A 13,199-nucleotide genomic window follows, 5' to 3' on the forward strand; every position below is an offset into this window, starting at 1 on the left:
CGCCGCGGTCGCAGGAATCGGCCGGCGGATGGCAAGGGGCATGGGGGCGTCAGCGCGATCCTTCACACACGCCGAGGCACCGCCGCGCCGGCGGGCGAGCTGCTGCGTCGAGGCCGGCGTCGCGCCCGGTGACGCAGGGCGGCGGCACCGGCATCGCCATGGCGAATCGCGACCGGCCCTGCCGCGCGGCAGGGCCTCGCGGCCCCGGGGCAGGGTGGCGGAAGGGTGGGCTTCGCCGTTACCGGCGGATTCGCTTGAGGATGATCGGTTCCGCAGGAGGCTTCCCGGCGGGACCGGGGGAGGGACAGGGGGGCTTTCCGGCGTTTACCCATCGGCCACGGAAAAAAAACGGGCCGGCGATGCGATTTCCACTTTCGCGCCCGCCCGACCGGGCCTATATCGCCGGCAGACGCAAGTACGCACGTGCCAATGGCCCCAGGCCCACGGAGCCCGCTGAGGAAGCGGTCCACCGCGGCGCAAGGTTCACGCAACGACGTCAGGCGTTCTGGCAACCCCGGCGGCTCACCCCGCCGGTCTCACTTGGTCGCTGGTTCGTTCGACCGTTTCGTCAATCTCGGGGCTGCCCTCGCATCGGGGGCTGTCTCCTTCTATCCAGGGGAGTACGGGCGCGATGAACCCGAAAATCGCCGCATACCTGCATGACCGCGCGCCGGCCACGCCCTGCTTGGTGCTCGACGTGGACCGCGTCGCGCAGAACTACGGCCGCCTGAAGGCCGCCCTGCCGCTGGCCCGCGTCTACTACGCGGTGAAGGCCAACCCGGCGGCGCCGATCCTCGACCGTCTGGCCGACCTCGGCTCGTCCTTCGACGCGGCGTCCTGGGAAGAGATCCAGGCCTGCCTGGAGGCGGGCGCGCGCCCGGCCGACATCTCCTTCGGCAACACCGTGAAGAAGGAGAGCGCCATCAAGGCCGCCTTCGCCGCCGGCGTCACCATGTTCGCCTTCGACTCGGAGCCGGAGCTGAAGAAGCTCGCCCGCTCCGCGCCGGGTGCGCGCGTCTATTGCCGCATCCTGGTGGAGAACAAGGGCGCCGAATGGCCACTGTCGCGCAAGTTCGGCTGCGAGGCCGAAATGGCGAAGGAACTGATGGTGAAGGCCGCCGAGTGGGGTCTCGACCCCTACGGCATCTCCTTCCATGTCGGCAGCCAGCAGACCCAGACCGGCGCCTATGAGGCGGCGATCGCCCGCGTCGCGATGATCTTCACCGATCTGAAGGATGCCGGCATCAACCTGCGCATGGTGAACCTGGGCGGCGGCTACCCGGTGCGCTACCGGGCCGAGGTGCCGGAGATCGACGCCTTCGGCGACGCCATCATGGGCGCCATGACGCAGCATTTCGGCAATGCGCTGCCGGAGATGGTGGTGGAGCCGGGCCGCTTCATGGTGGGCGATGCCGGCGTCGTCTCCGCCGAGGTGGTGCTGGTGTCCCGCAAGGGGGAGGAGGACCCGGTCCGCTGGGTCTACCTCGACATCGGCCGCTTCGGCGGGCTGGCGGAGACCGAGGGCGAGTCCATCCGCTACGAGTTCCGCACGCCGCATGACGGCGCCTCCGAGGGTCCCGTGACCATCGCCGGCCCGACCTGCGACAGCACCGACACGCTGTACGAGAAGTCGAACTACCGTCTGCCGATGGCGCTCGACGCCGGCGACCGGGTGGAACTGCTCTCCACCGGCGCCTACGTCACCACCTATGCCAGCCAGGCCTTCAACGGCTTCCGGCCGCTGGCCGAACACTACATCTGAACCTGGCTCCGGCCCCGGGACACGCCCCGGGGCCGGACGCCCTGCCGCCGGCGTTCCGCGGCTTGTGTCTGGCGGCGGCCGCCCCGCCATGCTGAAGCCGGCGCATGTCCCGCACCCTGCTGGCCGAATTGCTGTTGCCACCCACCGGCCTGGCGCTGGCGGCGCTGCTGGCGCTGCTGCTGCCGCGCATCGGCCGGGCGCTGGCCGCCTGCCTGCTGGTGCTGCTGCTGCTGCTCGGCATGCCCGTGGTGTCGCAGCCGCTGCTGGCCAGCCTCGATCCGCCGCGGCCCGCCGCGGCGGCGGCGGCACAGGCCATCGTCATCCTGTCCGGCGACATCATCCGCAACCCGCCCGCCGCGCCGCAGCCCGGCCCGCTGACGCTCGACCGGCTGCGCGCCGGCGCCGCCCTGGCGCGGGAGAGCGGCCTGCCGGTGCTGCTGACCGGTGGCCTGCTGCCGCCCGCCACCACCTCGCTCGCCGCCATGATGGCGCGCAGCCTGCGCGATGATTTCCGCCTGGCGCCGCGCTGGCTGGAGGAAGCCTCCCGCAACACCTGGGAGAATGCGGCGCTGAGCGCCCCCCTGCTTCACGAGGCCGGCATTGCAAGGGTGCTGGTGGTGACCCATGCCTGGCACATGCGCCGGGCGCTGCTCGCCTTCCGCCGGGCCGGCCTCGACCCGATTGCCGCGCCGGTCCGGCCAAGCCCTTGGCCGGATTGGACACTCGGCGCCTTCGTGCCCCGCGCTTCGGGCTGGCGGGACAGCTATTTCGCGCTGCACGAGTGGCTGGGCCTGGCCTACTACCGCCTATGGGCCACATCGACCTGAGCGTCGGTCGCATGCTAATTCCGAGCCTGTTGCAACAGACCGCTCACGGAATCGAGAAATGCTTCCCACCGCGCAGCACATCTCCCAAGTGACGGCGCTGAAGTATGGAGACCTCGCCACCGCAGGCTGGGGCCCACGACTTCGTGAGCGTTTCGGATACTTCACGCCGGACGATTGGTATGAGGCGACGGTCTGGAATCTGGTGCGGCCGGAGACGGATTGGCTGGATGTCGGCTGCGGCCGCGACATCTTCCCCTCCAACGCCGCCGCCGCGCGGCTGCTGGCGGAGCGCTGCCATTCGCTGACCGGGCTCGATCCCTCTGACAACATCGACGAGAACCCCTTCCTGCATCACCGGGCGAAATGCCTGCTGCAGGATTTCCAGGCGCCGCAGCCTTTCGACCTGGTAACCCTGCGCATGGTGGTGGAACACATCACGGCGCCGCAGGAAGCGGCCGCGGCGCTGGGGCGGCTCACCCGGCCGGGCGGGCATGTGGTGATCTACACGGTGCACAAATACTCGCCCGTCTCGCTGGTCTCCGCCGTCACGCCGCTGTCCTTCCACCACCGCATGAAGGCGCTGCTGTGGGAGGGGGAGGAGAAGGACACCTTCCCCACCGCCTACCGGATGAACACCCGAAGCCGCCTGGCCGGGCTGATGCGCGAGGCGGGATTCGCCGAGGCCAGTTTCCGCAGCCTGCCGGATACCCGCACCACCAACCGCTTCCGCGCGCTCAACACGCTGGAGCTGGGATTGTGGCGGACGCTGCGCGCGGTCGGCCTCGGCTACCCGGAGAACTGCCTGCTCGGGGTCTATCGTCGCGACGGGTGAAACGCGGCACGTTTCTTTTTCCGCCCGGGCCGGGTTAGGCTCCGGCCATGGATGAAATCGACCGTAACCTCGTCGTTGCCTTGCAGGAGAACGGCGCCGCGGGCCTCGCGGAGCTTTCCAAGGTGGCCGGCCTTTCCGTCTCCGCCACGGCGGAGCGGGTGAAGCGGCTGGAGGAGAGGGCGGTGATCCGCGGCTGGCGGATCGACCTCGACCCCATCGCCGCCGGCTGCCCGTTGCTGGCCTTCGTCTTCGTCGCCATGCGCCCGGGTGCCAGCGACGCCGGCTTCGCGGATGCGATGCGCGGGCATGAGGCGGTGCTGGAATGCCACACCGTGACCGGCGCCTGGTGCTTCCTGCTGAAGCTGCGGCTGGCGGACATCGCGGCGCTGGAGGATTTCGTCTCCACCAAGGTGCGGGCGCAGCCGGGGGTGGAGCGGACGGAGACGATCCTGGCCTTGGCATCGCCGAAGGAAACCGCAATCCTGCCGGTGGCGGAGGCCGAGGAGGAGTAGGGCAGGCGCCCCGCCCGCGCGTGCGGGTCTGGGGAGGGCTGCAATCTTGGCGCTTGTCGTGGAACGTGGCCCGGCTCGCGCAGCCCTGGCGGCTTGGGGTAGGGGCTGCTAAGGGTCGGGCGCAGGGATTCATTCATCGAGGGAGAGAGTGATGCGAGACAGCATCCGGATGGCCGCGGCGGCGGCGGTTTCGGCGGCAGCCATGGCGGGGGCGCTTGGCGCGTCGCCGGCGGCGGCGCAGCAGGTCCTGAACATGGGCGTCGGCTCCCCGGTCACCTCGCTCGACCCGCACTACCACCAGCTTTCGCCGAACAACGCCGTCAGCGACATGATCTTCGACAAGCTGGTCGGCACGGACGCGGCGGCGCGCAACATCCCCGGCCTGGCGACCGAATGGCGCGCCGTGGGCCCCACAACCTGGGAGTTCAAGCTGCGCCCGGGGGTGAAGTTCCATAACGGCAACGACTTCACCGCCGAGGACGTGGTCTTCACCATCCAGCGCCTGCCGAACGTGCCGAACAGCCCGTCCTCCTACGCCGCCTATGCGCGGCCGATCGTTCGGATGGAGATCGTCGACCCGCTGACGATCCGCTTCCACACCGCGGCGCCCTATCCGCTGATGCCGATGGACATGACCAATGTCCGCATCCTGGACGCGACGACGCATGCCAATGCGGCGACCGAGGATTTCAACGCCGGCCGCGTCGCCATCGGCACCGGCCCCTGGCGCGTGCTGTCGCACCGCAGCGGCGACCGCATCGAGTTCGAGCGCAACCCGAATTTCTGGGGCGAGGCGCCGGCCTTCCAGCGCGTGAACTACCGCATGGTCACCAACGACGCGACGCGCACGGCGTCGCTGCTCTCGGGCGACCTGGACTTCATCGACCAGGTGCCGACCAGCGACCTGGCCCGGCTGCGCCGCGACCAGAACATGCGGCTGTCGGAGACGGTGGGCCTGCGGCTGATCTTCCTCGGCCTCGACCACCTGCGCGCGGAAAACGAGAACTCGCCCTTCATCACCGACCACGAGGGCAAGCCGCTGGGCCGCAACCCGCTGCGCGACGTGCGCGTGCGCCGGGCGCTGTCCATGGCGATCGACCGCAAGGCGATCGCGGAGCGGGTGATGGAGGGCGCGGCGACGCCCTCCGGCCAGTTCCTGCCGCCCGGCACCTTCAGCCATGTGCCGGATGTCCAGGCGCCGGCATATAATCCGGACATGGCGCGCCGCCTGCTGGCCGAGGCCGGCTACCCGAACGGCTTCCGCATCACGCTGGCCGGCCCGAACGACCGCTACATCAACGACAGCCGCATCATCCAGGCGGTCGGCCAGATGTGGACGCGCATCGGCGTGCGCACGGCGGTGGAGGCGCAGACCTGGTCCACCTTCGTCGGCCGCGCCGGCCGCCAGGAATTCTCCTCCTTCCTCATCGGCTGGGGCTCCAACCCGGATGGCAGCCACCCGCTGCGCAACATCCTGGCGACGGTGAGCCGCGAGCGCGGCTGGGGCGCCTCCAACCGCGGCCGCTTCTCCAACGCCGAGGTGGACAGCCTGCTGACCCAGGCGCTGGTGGAGCTGGACGAGCCGAAGCGCGAGCAGCTGCTGATCCGCGCCCAGCGCATCGCGGCCGAGCAGGTGGCGGTGATCCCGCTGCACATCCAGACCAACATCTGGGCGATGCGCCGCGGCCTGACCCACACGCCGCGGGTGGATGAACTGACGCGGGCGCAGGATGTGCGCCCCGCCGCGCAGTAGTCCCGTCGGATGAGCGTCTACCTCCTCCGCCGCCTGATCCAGGCGCTGGGCGTCGTCCTGGCGATGTCGGTGATCGTGTTCATCGGCGTCTTCGCCATCGGCGATCCCGTCGAGATCCTGATCAGCCCGGATGCTGACCAGATGGAGCGGGAGAGGGCCATCGCGGCCCTCGGCCTCGACCTGCCGCTGTGGCAGCAATACGCCATCTTCCTGGGCAAGGCGGTGCAGGGGGACCTCGGGCGCTCCTTCGTGTTCAACGAGCCGGCGCTGCAGCTGATCCTGCAGCGCATGCCGGCGACGCTGGAGCTGGCCTTCGCGGCCACCTTCGGCGCCATCCTCATCGGCCTGCCGCTCGGCCTCTATGCCGGGCTGAAGCCGAACAGCGTCGGCTCCAAGGCCATCATGGCGGGGTCGATCCTGGGTTTCTCCCTGCCCACCTTCTGGGTCGGGCTGATGCTCATCATGGTCTTCGCCGTGCAACTCGGCTGGCTGCCCTCCACCGGGCGGGGGGAGACGGTGGAGATCCTCGGCACCCGCTGGTCCTTCCTGACCGCGGACGGGCTCTCCCACCTGCTGATGCCGGCGCTGAACCTGGCGCTGTTCAAGATCAGCCTCGTCATCCGCCTGACCCGCGCCGGGGTGCGGGAGACGATGCTGATGGACTACGTGAAATTCGCCCGCGCCAAGGGGCTGAGCCCCTTCCGCGTCACCTTCGTGCACGTGTTCAAGAACATCCTGATCCCGGTCGTCACCGTCACCGGGCTCGAATTCGGCTCCACCATCGCCTTCTCGGTGGTGACGGAGAGCATCTTCGCCTGGCCCGGCATGGGCAAGCTGATCATCGACAGCATCAACGTGCTCGATCGCCCTGTCATCGTCGCCTACCTGATGATCGTCGTGATGATGTTCATCACCATCAACCTGGTGGTGGACCTGATGTACTCGGTTCTCGACCCGCGCGTCCGGCTGGAAAGCAAGTGATGCCCGCAATCAGGGGAGATCGGCGATGAGCGCTGTGGTCGGCCAGGGCACGCCGGTGGTGAAGGACCCCGGGGCGAAGGACAAGGTGGAGACGCCGTTCCGGCGCTTCGCCTCGGAATTCATGGAATCCCGGCTGGCGCTGGGCGGGCTGGTGGTGATTTCCATCATCATCCTGCTCGCGATCCTCGCCCCCTTCATCTCGCCGCAGGACCCCTACGACCTGGCGGTGCTGGACATCATGGACGGGCGCATGGAGCCGGGCTCGCTCTCCGGCGACGGCTCCATCACCTACTGGCTCGGCACCGACGACCAGGGGCGGGACATGCTGTCCGGCATCCTCTACGGGCTGCGCATCTCGCTGACCGTCGGCGCCGGCTCCGCCTTCATCGCCTGCATGGTCGGTGCCTCGCTCGGCCTCGCCGCCGCCTATGCCGGCGGGCGGACCGACAGCATCATCATGCGCATCGTCGACCTGCAGCTGTCCTTTCCCTCCATCCTCGTCGCGCTGATGATCCTGGCCTTCCTGGGCAAGAGCATCACCAACGTGGTCATCGCCATCGTCGTGGTGGAATGGGCCTATTACGCGCGCACCGTGCGCGGCACGGCGCTGGTGGAGCGGCGGCGCGAATACATCGAGGCGGCGGAATGCCTGGCGCTGCCGCGCTACCGCATCCTGTTCCGCCACCTGCTGCCGAACTGCCTGCCGCCGCTGATCGTCATCGGCACCATGCAGGTGGCGCGCGCCATCGCGCTGGAAGCCACGCTGTCCTTCCTCGGCCTCGGCGTGCCGATCACCGAACCCTCGCTCGGCCTGCTGATCGCCAATGGCTATGAATACATGCTGTCCGGCAAATACTGGATCAGCTTCTACCCGGGCATCGCGCTGCTGGTGACGATCGTCGCCATCAACCTGGTCGGCGACCAGTTGCGCGACGTGCTGAACCCGCGGTTGCAGAAATAAGGGCGCCCATGGCCGAGCCTTCCCCCCATTCCGCCCCGCCGACGCTGGAGGTGCGGAACCTCCAGACCCATTTCTTCACCCGCGCCGGCGTGGTGCGGGCGGTGGACGACGTTTCCTTCACCATCGGCCGCGGCAAGGTGCTGGGGCTGGTGGGCGAAAGCGGCTCCGGCAAGACCGTGACCGGGTTTTCCATCATGGGGCTGGTCGATCCGCCGGGGCGGATCGTCGGCGGCTCCATCCTGTTCCAGGGGCGCGACCTGGCGAAGCTGTCCGAGGAGGAGATGCGGCATCTGCGGGGCAACCGCATCGCCATGATCTTCCAGGACCCGATGATGACGCTGAACCCCGTGCTGCGCATCGACACGCAGATGATCGAGACGGTGCAGGCGCATGAGAAGGTCTCGGAGGAGGAAGCCCGCGGCCGGGCGCGGGACGCACTCGGCATGGTCGGCATCCCCTCCCCGGATGAGCGGCTGAAATCCTACCCGCACCAGTTCTCCGGCGGCATGCGCCAGCGCGTCGCCATCGCCATTGCCCTGCTGCACCGGCCCGACCTGATCGTGGCGGATGAGCCGACCACGGCGCTCGACGTCACCATCCAGGGCCAGATCCTGGCCGAGGTGCAGAAGCTCTGCGCCACCACCGGCACGGCGATGCTGTGGATCACCCACGACCTGTCCGTGGTCGCCGGCCTCGCCGACGACATCGCCGTGATGTACGCCGGCCGCGTGGTCGAGTTCGGCGATGTGGGGGAGGTGCTGGACGCCCCGCTGCACCCCTACACCCATGGCCTGATCGGCAGCGTACCGTCCCGCAACAAGCGCGGCGAGCCGCTGCGGCAGATCCCGGGCATGACGCCCTCCCTGCTCAAGCTGCCGGAGGGCTGTTCCTTCCGTGCCCGCTGCCCGCGCGCGCAGGAGGATTGCCTGGTGATGCCGGCGCTGCATGACTGGCTGCCCGGGCGCCTCGCCCGCTGCCACCATCCGCATCTGGACGAGGTGGCGACGGCATGAGCCAGGCACAGATGCCGATGCAGGCCACCAACGCCCCGCGCAGCTTTTCCGACACCGAGACCCCGATGGTGGAGCTGCGCGGCGTCTCCCGCCGCTTCGCCAAGAAGCTCGACATCGCCGCCAAGCTGGCGCGACGCCTCGGCGCCTCGGTGCGCGAGGAGATCGTGCATGCGGTGGACCGCGTCGATCTCCGCGTCCGCAAGGGCGAGGTGGTGGGCCTGGTCGGCGAATCCGGCTGCGGCAAATCCACCCTCGGCCGCATCGTCGCGGGCATCCTGCCGCAATCCGAGGGCGAGGTCTTCTGGAACGGCGAGAATGTCGCCGCCATGCAGGGCGAAGCGGCGAAGATCGGCAAGCTGCGCCGGCAGATGATCTTCCAGGACCCCTATGCCAGCCTGAACCCGCGCATGCGGGTGGCGGACATTGTGGGCGAGGCGCCGCTGGTGCACGGCCTGACCACCCGCGGCAAGTTCGACGGCTATGTGGATGAGCAGATGCGCCGCGCCGGGCTCGACCCGGCCTTCAAGCGCCGCTACCCGCACCAGTTCTCCGGCGGCCAGCGGCAGCGCATCGGCATTGCGCGGGCGCTTGCGGTGGCGCCCGAATTCATCGTCTGCGATGAGGCGGTGGCGGCGCTGGACGTGTCGATCCAGGCGCAGATCCTCAACCTTTTCATGCAGTTGCGGAAGGATCTGGACCTCACCTACCTGTTCATCAGCCACGACCTGGGCGTGGTGGAGCACCTGAGTGACCGGGTGGTGATCATGTATCTCGGCCGTGTGGTGGAGGAAGCGCCCACCGAGCGCGTCTTCGCCGCCGCCAACCACCCCTACACCCAGTCGCTGCTGAACAGCGTGCCGCGGATCGGCAACCGCAAGCGGGCCTTCACCACGGTGAAGGGGGAGATCCCCTCACCATTGAACCCGCCGCCGGGCTGCCATTTCCACCCGCGCTGCCCGCACGCCTTCGAGCGCTGCCGGGTCGAGGTGCCGGTGCTGCGGGAGATCGCGCCCGGCCAGCGCAGCGCCTGCCACCTGAACGACGCCGCCTGAGTTGGCCCTGACGCGCCCGGTGCGACAGCCGCGACCTGCCTGACGGGGCGACGCAGGACCCAACCTGGCGGGGATTGTGCCGGATCGGCGTGCCGGTCCTGGCGATTCCCCCGCGATTATTAGCGGTCGCGGGTTTCGATCGATGGGGGCATGAAGCCCCGGAAATGCCGGAGCCCCGGCAAATCTGACGATACCATCGGGCCTCGGGGCGCAGACCCGGTTCTCTCACACGCGCGGCGCCTCAGCTCCGCTTCGTTTCCACCGCGCCGCCCCGGCCCCGCCCTGGCGGATCGGAGGGATCCTGGTCCGTGGGGCCGGCATTGCCCTTGCGTGGCGTGCCGCCGCGACCCTGGCCGGGCGGGTCGGTCGGGTCGCTGTCGCTGGGGCCGGCGGGCGGCCGGTTGCCGCCGCGGCCGCGGCCGGGCGGGTCGGTCGGGTCGCGGTCGCTGGGGCCGGCGGGCGGCCGGCTGCCGCCGCGGCCACGGCCGGGCGGATCGCTCGGGTCGCTATCCGTCGCCCCGCCGCGGTTCCCGCCACGGCCATTGCCGACCTCGTCGGTGGGGTCGTTGTCGGTCAGGCCGCTGCGCGCCGGCGGCGGCGGCCCGCCCTTGCTGTCCGGCACGCCACCGCCGCCGGATTTCGCGCCCTGGGCACCGGCCGCAGCGGGCAGGGCGCCCGCGCCGGACAGCGTCGCCACCCGCAGCACCAGAAGCCGACGGCCGAGCGGAGATTCGTCTGAGGCGGACATGCGGCGGCGCTCCTTCCCAGCGGGCATGTTCACGGCGCGGCCGGGTTTCCACAAGTGGGCCCTTGCCACGGAAGCGAGAGGGTGAGGCGCGGCGAGGTTGATGCGGCCGCGAAAGAGCTTGCCTTCATGTTCGTGATATGTTCCAGTCTACCCATGAGCACGATCGCCCTCGGCTTTCGCCCCCAGGCTGGAAAATCCTCCGGGATCCCGGCCGATCTCCGCATCCCGCCGCGCCCGCGCGTGGTCAGCCGCCCCGTCCTCCCCGAGCCCGCCTGGCGCGAGGCGATGCGCTGGTCGGTCATCGCCCTGACCGCCAGCCTGGCCGCCGGCGAGGTGGCGCTGGCGCTGTGGGGCCCCTGAAGCACGCGCCGTCCAGTTGGTTCGAGTGGCGCGGACCATGCGCTCTCGGTCGGGTCCCACGCCTGTTCCAAGTCGTCAGGCGAGCCCGCTTGGCCTGAGGATCTCCTGGCTAGGGCAATATGCGTCCAAATGGCTTCATCTGGACGCATTTTTTGCCGTAGAATCAGAGGCTGCTAGACCGGCATCGTCGCCAGTGCCTGCAGGCCGCCGCCCGGCCGGTTGCGCAGCACCACGTCGCCGCCATGCGCGCGGAAGATGTTGCGCGCGATCGGCAGGCCGAGCCCGGTGCCGCCGGTCTCCCGGTTGCGGCTGGCCTCCAGCCGGCGGAAGGGCTGGAACACCGTTTCCAGATCCGCTTCCGGCACGCCCGGCCCGTCATCCTCCACCGCGATGCGCACGATGCCGCCCAGCGGCGGGCTCAGCCGCAGCATGGCGGAGCCGCCATAGGCCACGGCATTGCCCACCAGATTGGCCAGCGCCCGCTTCAGCGAACCCGGCCGCGCCGTGACGGTCAGGTGCTCCGGCCCGGCATAGGTGATGAAATCCGCGAATTCCGGCCGTGCATCCGCCGTCTCGTCCAGCACGGTGCGGCAGAGCGACACCAGGTCCACCGGCACCGAGGGCTCGCGCGTCGAATCGTCGCGGGCGAAAGCCAGGGTGGCGGCGATCATCGCCTCCATCTCATCGAGGTCGGCCAGCATCTTCCGGCGCTGCTCCTCATCATCGAGGAATTCGGCGCGCAGCTTCAGCCGGGTGATCGGCGTCTTCAGGTCATGGCCGATGGCGGCGAGCATCTGCGTGCGGTCGCCGACGAAGCGGCGGATGCGCTCCGCCATGGTGTTGAAGGCGCGGGCCGCGGTGGCGACCTCCTCCGGGCCGGATTCCGGCAGCGGCGTGGCGTTCACGTCGCGGCCCAGCCGGTCCGCGGCGGCGGCCAGCGCCGCCACCGGCCGGGTCAGCCGCCGCACCGCCCACAGGGTCAATCCGCCGGCAGCCAGCGTCATCAGGACGAAGGCGAACAGGAAGGTCTCGGAGTGCCAGGGCCGCGGCGGCGGCATTTCCAGCCGCAGGTTCAGCCAGCCCTGGTCCGGGAAGCGCAGGCTGACCACCAGCCGCCCCGGCCGCCCATTGGTGCCGATCAGCACCTCCCGCGGCCGGAAGCGCGGCGGTGCGTGGCGCAGCCCGTCCAGCCGCAGCAGCCGCACGAGGGAGGGCGGCGGCGGCGGAAAGCCGGGCACGGCGTTCGGTCCCGCATCCACCGAGATCTTCAGCCCCGGCGGCATGTCCAGATCCTCCACCAGCCCGGGGCGCTGGGCGGGCGGCACCTGCAGCAGGCTGCGCCAGGCGCCATAGGCGCGCTGCGAGATCTCCCGCGCCTGCTGGAAGCGCTGCAGGTCCACCCGGTCCAGCGCATGGATGGTCAGCCCCGCCACCTGGACCAGCGTCAGCCCGCCCAGCAGCACCAGCGCGGTGCGCCCCGCCAGGCTGCGCGGCCAGAGCCAGCCCAGCCAGCGGCGGAGGAAGCGGCGCATGCTTCAGCCGCGCTCGACGGTGGCGGACAGCACATAGCCGCCGCCGCGCACGGTCTTGATCACCTGCGGGTTGCGCCCGTCATCCTCCAGCTTGCGGCGGAGGCGGGAGACGGCGACGTCGATCGCCCGGTCGAAGGGTCCCGCCTGGCGGCCGCGCAGCAGGTCCATCAGCATGTCGCGCGTCAGCACCCGGTTGGGGCGTTCCACCAGCACCATCAGCAGCTCGTATTCGCCGCCGGTCAGCGGCACCTCCGCCCCCTGCGGGTTCAGCAGGCGCCGCCTTGTCGGCTCCAGCACCCAGCCGGCGAAGCGCAGGATCCGCGCGGGCGGTTCCTGGGAAGGCCCGGTGCTGCTGTCCGCCGTGGCGCGGCGCAGCACGGCGCGGATGCGCGCCAGCAGCTCCCGCGGGTTGAAGGGCTTCGCCACATAATCGTCGGCGCCGAGTTCCAGCCCGACGATGCGGTCCGTCTCCTCCCCCATCGCGGTCAGCATCACGATCGGCACCTCCGACTGGCTGCGGAGCCATCGGGCCAGGTCCAGGCCGGATTCGCCGGGCATCATCAGGTCCAGCACCACCAGGTGATAGCGCCCGAGCGGCCAGAGCTTCCGCGCCTCCCGCGCATCGCGCGCGGCGGTGACGCGGAAGGATTGCTTCTCCAGGAACTTGCCGAGCAGTTCTCGGATTTCGCGGTCGTCGTCGACCACCAGGATATGCGGGGCTGTGGCGTCCATCGCTGTAACATAGCGCGGCGTGGCGCGGCCCCTAGCGGCAAAGGCGCGGCGGTGTTGCGGGATGTGTCCCCGGCCCCGCCCGTTACCGGCCGTTGCAATTCCTGACCCGCCACGGCTTCGGCCGTTACCTTCGC

At 70.1% G+C, this 13,199-nt stretch carries 13 protein-coding genes; 10 read left to right on the forward strand and 3 right to left on the reverse strand.

Annotated features, from left to right (window positions below; genetic code table 11):
- Positions 1–631: 631 nt before the first annotated feature.
- The 9 genes from HEQ75_RS12810 (at position 632) to HEQ75_RS12850 (ending at position 9,693) form a co-directional block, all read left to right on the forward strand.
- Positions 632–1,762 (forward strand): type III PLP-dependent enzyme, encoded by a 1,131-nt coding sequence (locus HEQ75_RS12810; RefSeq protein ID WP_168031062.1) that lies wholly within the window; start codon positions 632–634, stop codon positions 1,760–1,762.
- A gap of 104 nt (positions 1,763–1,866) precedes the next feature.
- Entirely contained in the window at positions 1,867–2,589 is a 723-nt protein-coding gene (locus tag HEQ75_RS12815; RefSeq protein WP_168031064.1) for a YdcF family protein, read from the forward strand.
- A gap of 58 nt (positions 2,590–2,647) precedes the next feature.
- A complete protein-coding gene (locus tag HEQ75_RS12820; protein WP_168031066.1) occupies positions 2,648–3,421 on the forward strand; it encodes a class I SAM-dependent methyltransferase in 774 nt (257 codons plus the stop codon).
- A 47-nt stretch (positions 3,422–3,468) separates the two neighbouring features.
- Complete coding sequence (locus HEQ75_RS12825; RefSeq protein WP_168031068.1) at positions 3,469–3,933, forward strand: Lrp/AsnC family transcriptional regulator; 465 nt, start codon at positions 3,469–3,471, stop codon at positions 3,931–3,933.
- A 151-nt stretch (positions 3,934–4,084) separates the two neighbouring features.
- On the forward strand, positions 4,085–5,686 hold the full coding sequence (locus tag HEQ75_RS12830) for an ABC transporter substrate-binding protein (protein WP_168031070.1): 1,602 nt from the start codon (positions 4,085–4,087) through the stop codon (positions 5,684–5,686).
- 9 nt (positions 5,687–5,695) lie between these two features.
- Positions 5,696–6,667, forward strand: coding sequence for an ABC transporter permease (locus HEQ75_RS12835; protein ID WP_168031071.1), 972 nt, complete (start codon positions 5,696–5,698; stop codon positions 6,665–6,667).
- A 25-nt stretch (positions 6,668–6,692) separates the two neighbouring features.
- Positions 6,693–7,628, forward strand: a complete 936-nt coding sequence (locus HEQ75_RS12840; protein WP_168031073.1) for an ABC transporter permease — start codon at positions 6,693–6,695, stop codon at positions 7,626–7,628.
- A gap of 8 nt (positions 7,629–7,636) precedes the next feature.
- Entirely contained in the window at positions 7,637–8,641 is a 1,005-nt protein-coding gene (locus tag HEQ75_RS12845) for an ABC transporter ATP-binding protein (protein ID WP_168031075.1), read from the forward strand.
- A 17-nt stretch (positions 8,642–8,658) separates the two neighbouring features.
- A complete protein-coding gene (locus HEQ75_RS12850) occupies positions 8,659–9,693 on the forward strand; it encodes an ABC transporter ATP-binding protein (protein WP_168031139.1) in 1,035 nt (344 codons plus the stop codon).
- Between the two features lie 241 nt (positions 9,694–9,934).
- On the opposite strand, the gene HEQ75_RS12855 is transcribed toward HEQ75_RS12850, so the two are convergent.
- Complete coding sequence (locus tag HEQ75_RS12855; RefSeq protein WP_168031077.1) at positions 9,935–10,441, reverse strand: hypothetical protein; 507 nt, start codon at positions 10,439–10,441, stop codon at positions 9,935–9,937.
- 153 nt (positions 10,442–10,594) lie between these two features.
- On the opposite strand from HEQ75_RS12855, the gene HEQ75_RS12860 reads away from it, so the two are divergent.
- Positions 10,595–10,801, forward strand: a complete 207-nt coding sequence (locus HEQ75_RS12860; RefSeq protein WP_168031079.1) for a hypothetical protein — start codon at positions 10,595–10,597, stop codon at positions 10,799–10,801.
- 173 nt (positions 10,802–10,974) lie between these two features.
- On the opposite strand, the gene HEQ75_RS12865 is transcribed toward HEQ75_RS12860, so the two are convergent.
- Both HEQ75_RS12865 and HEQ75_RS12870 read right to left on the reverse strand, forming a co-directional pair.
- Positions 10,975–12,333 carry an ATP-binding protein gene (locus HEQ75_RS12865; RefSeq protein ID WP_168031081.1) on the reverse strand — a complete coding sequence of 453 codons (1,359 nt, stop codon included), beginning with the start codon at positions 12,331–12,333 and terminating at the stop codon, positions 10,975–10,977.
- Between the two features lie 3 nt (positions 12,334–12,336).
- Complete coding sequence (locus HEQ75_RS12870) at positions 12,337–13,065, reverse strand: response regulator (protein ID WP_168031083.1); 729 nt, start codon at positions 13,063–13,065, stop codon at positions 12,337–12,339.
- Positions 13,066–13,199 lie beyond the last annotated feature (134 nt).

This window comes from Falsiroseomonas selenitidurans, assembly GCF_012103215.1.
Taxonomy (GTDB): domain Bacteria; phylum Pseudomonadota; class Alphaproteobacteria; order Acetobacterales; family Acetobacteraceae; genus Falsiroseomonas; species Falsiroseomonas selenitidurans.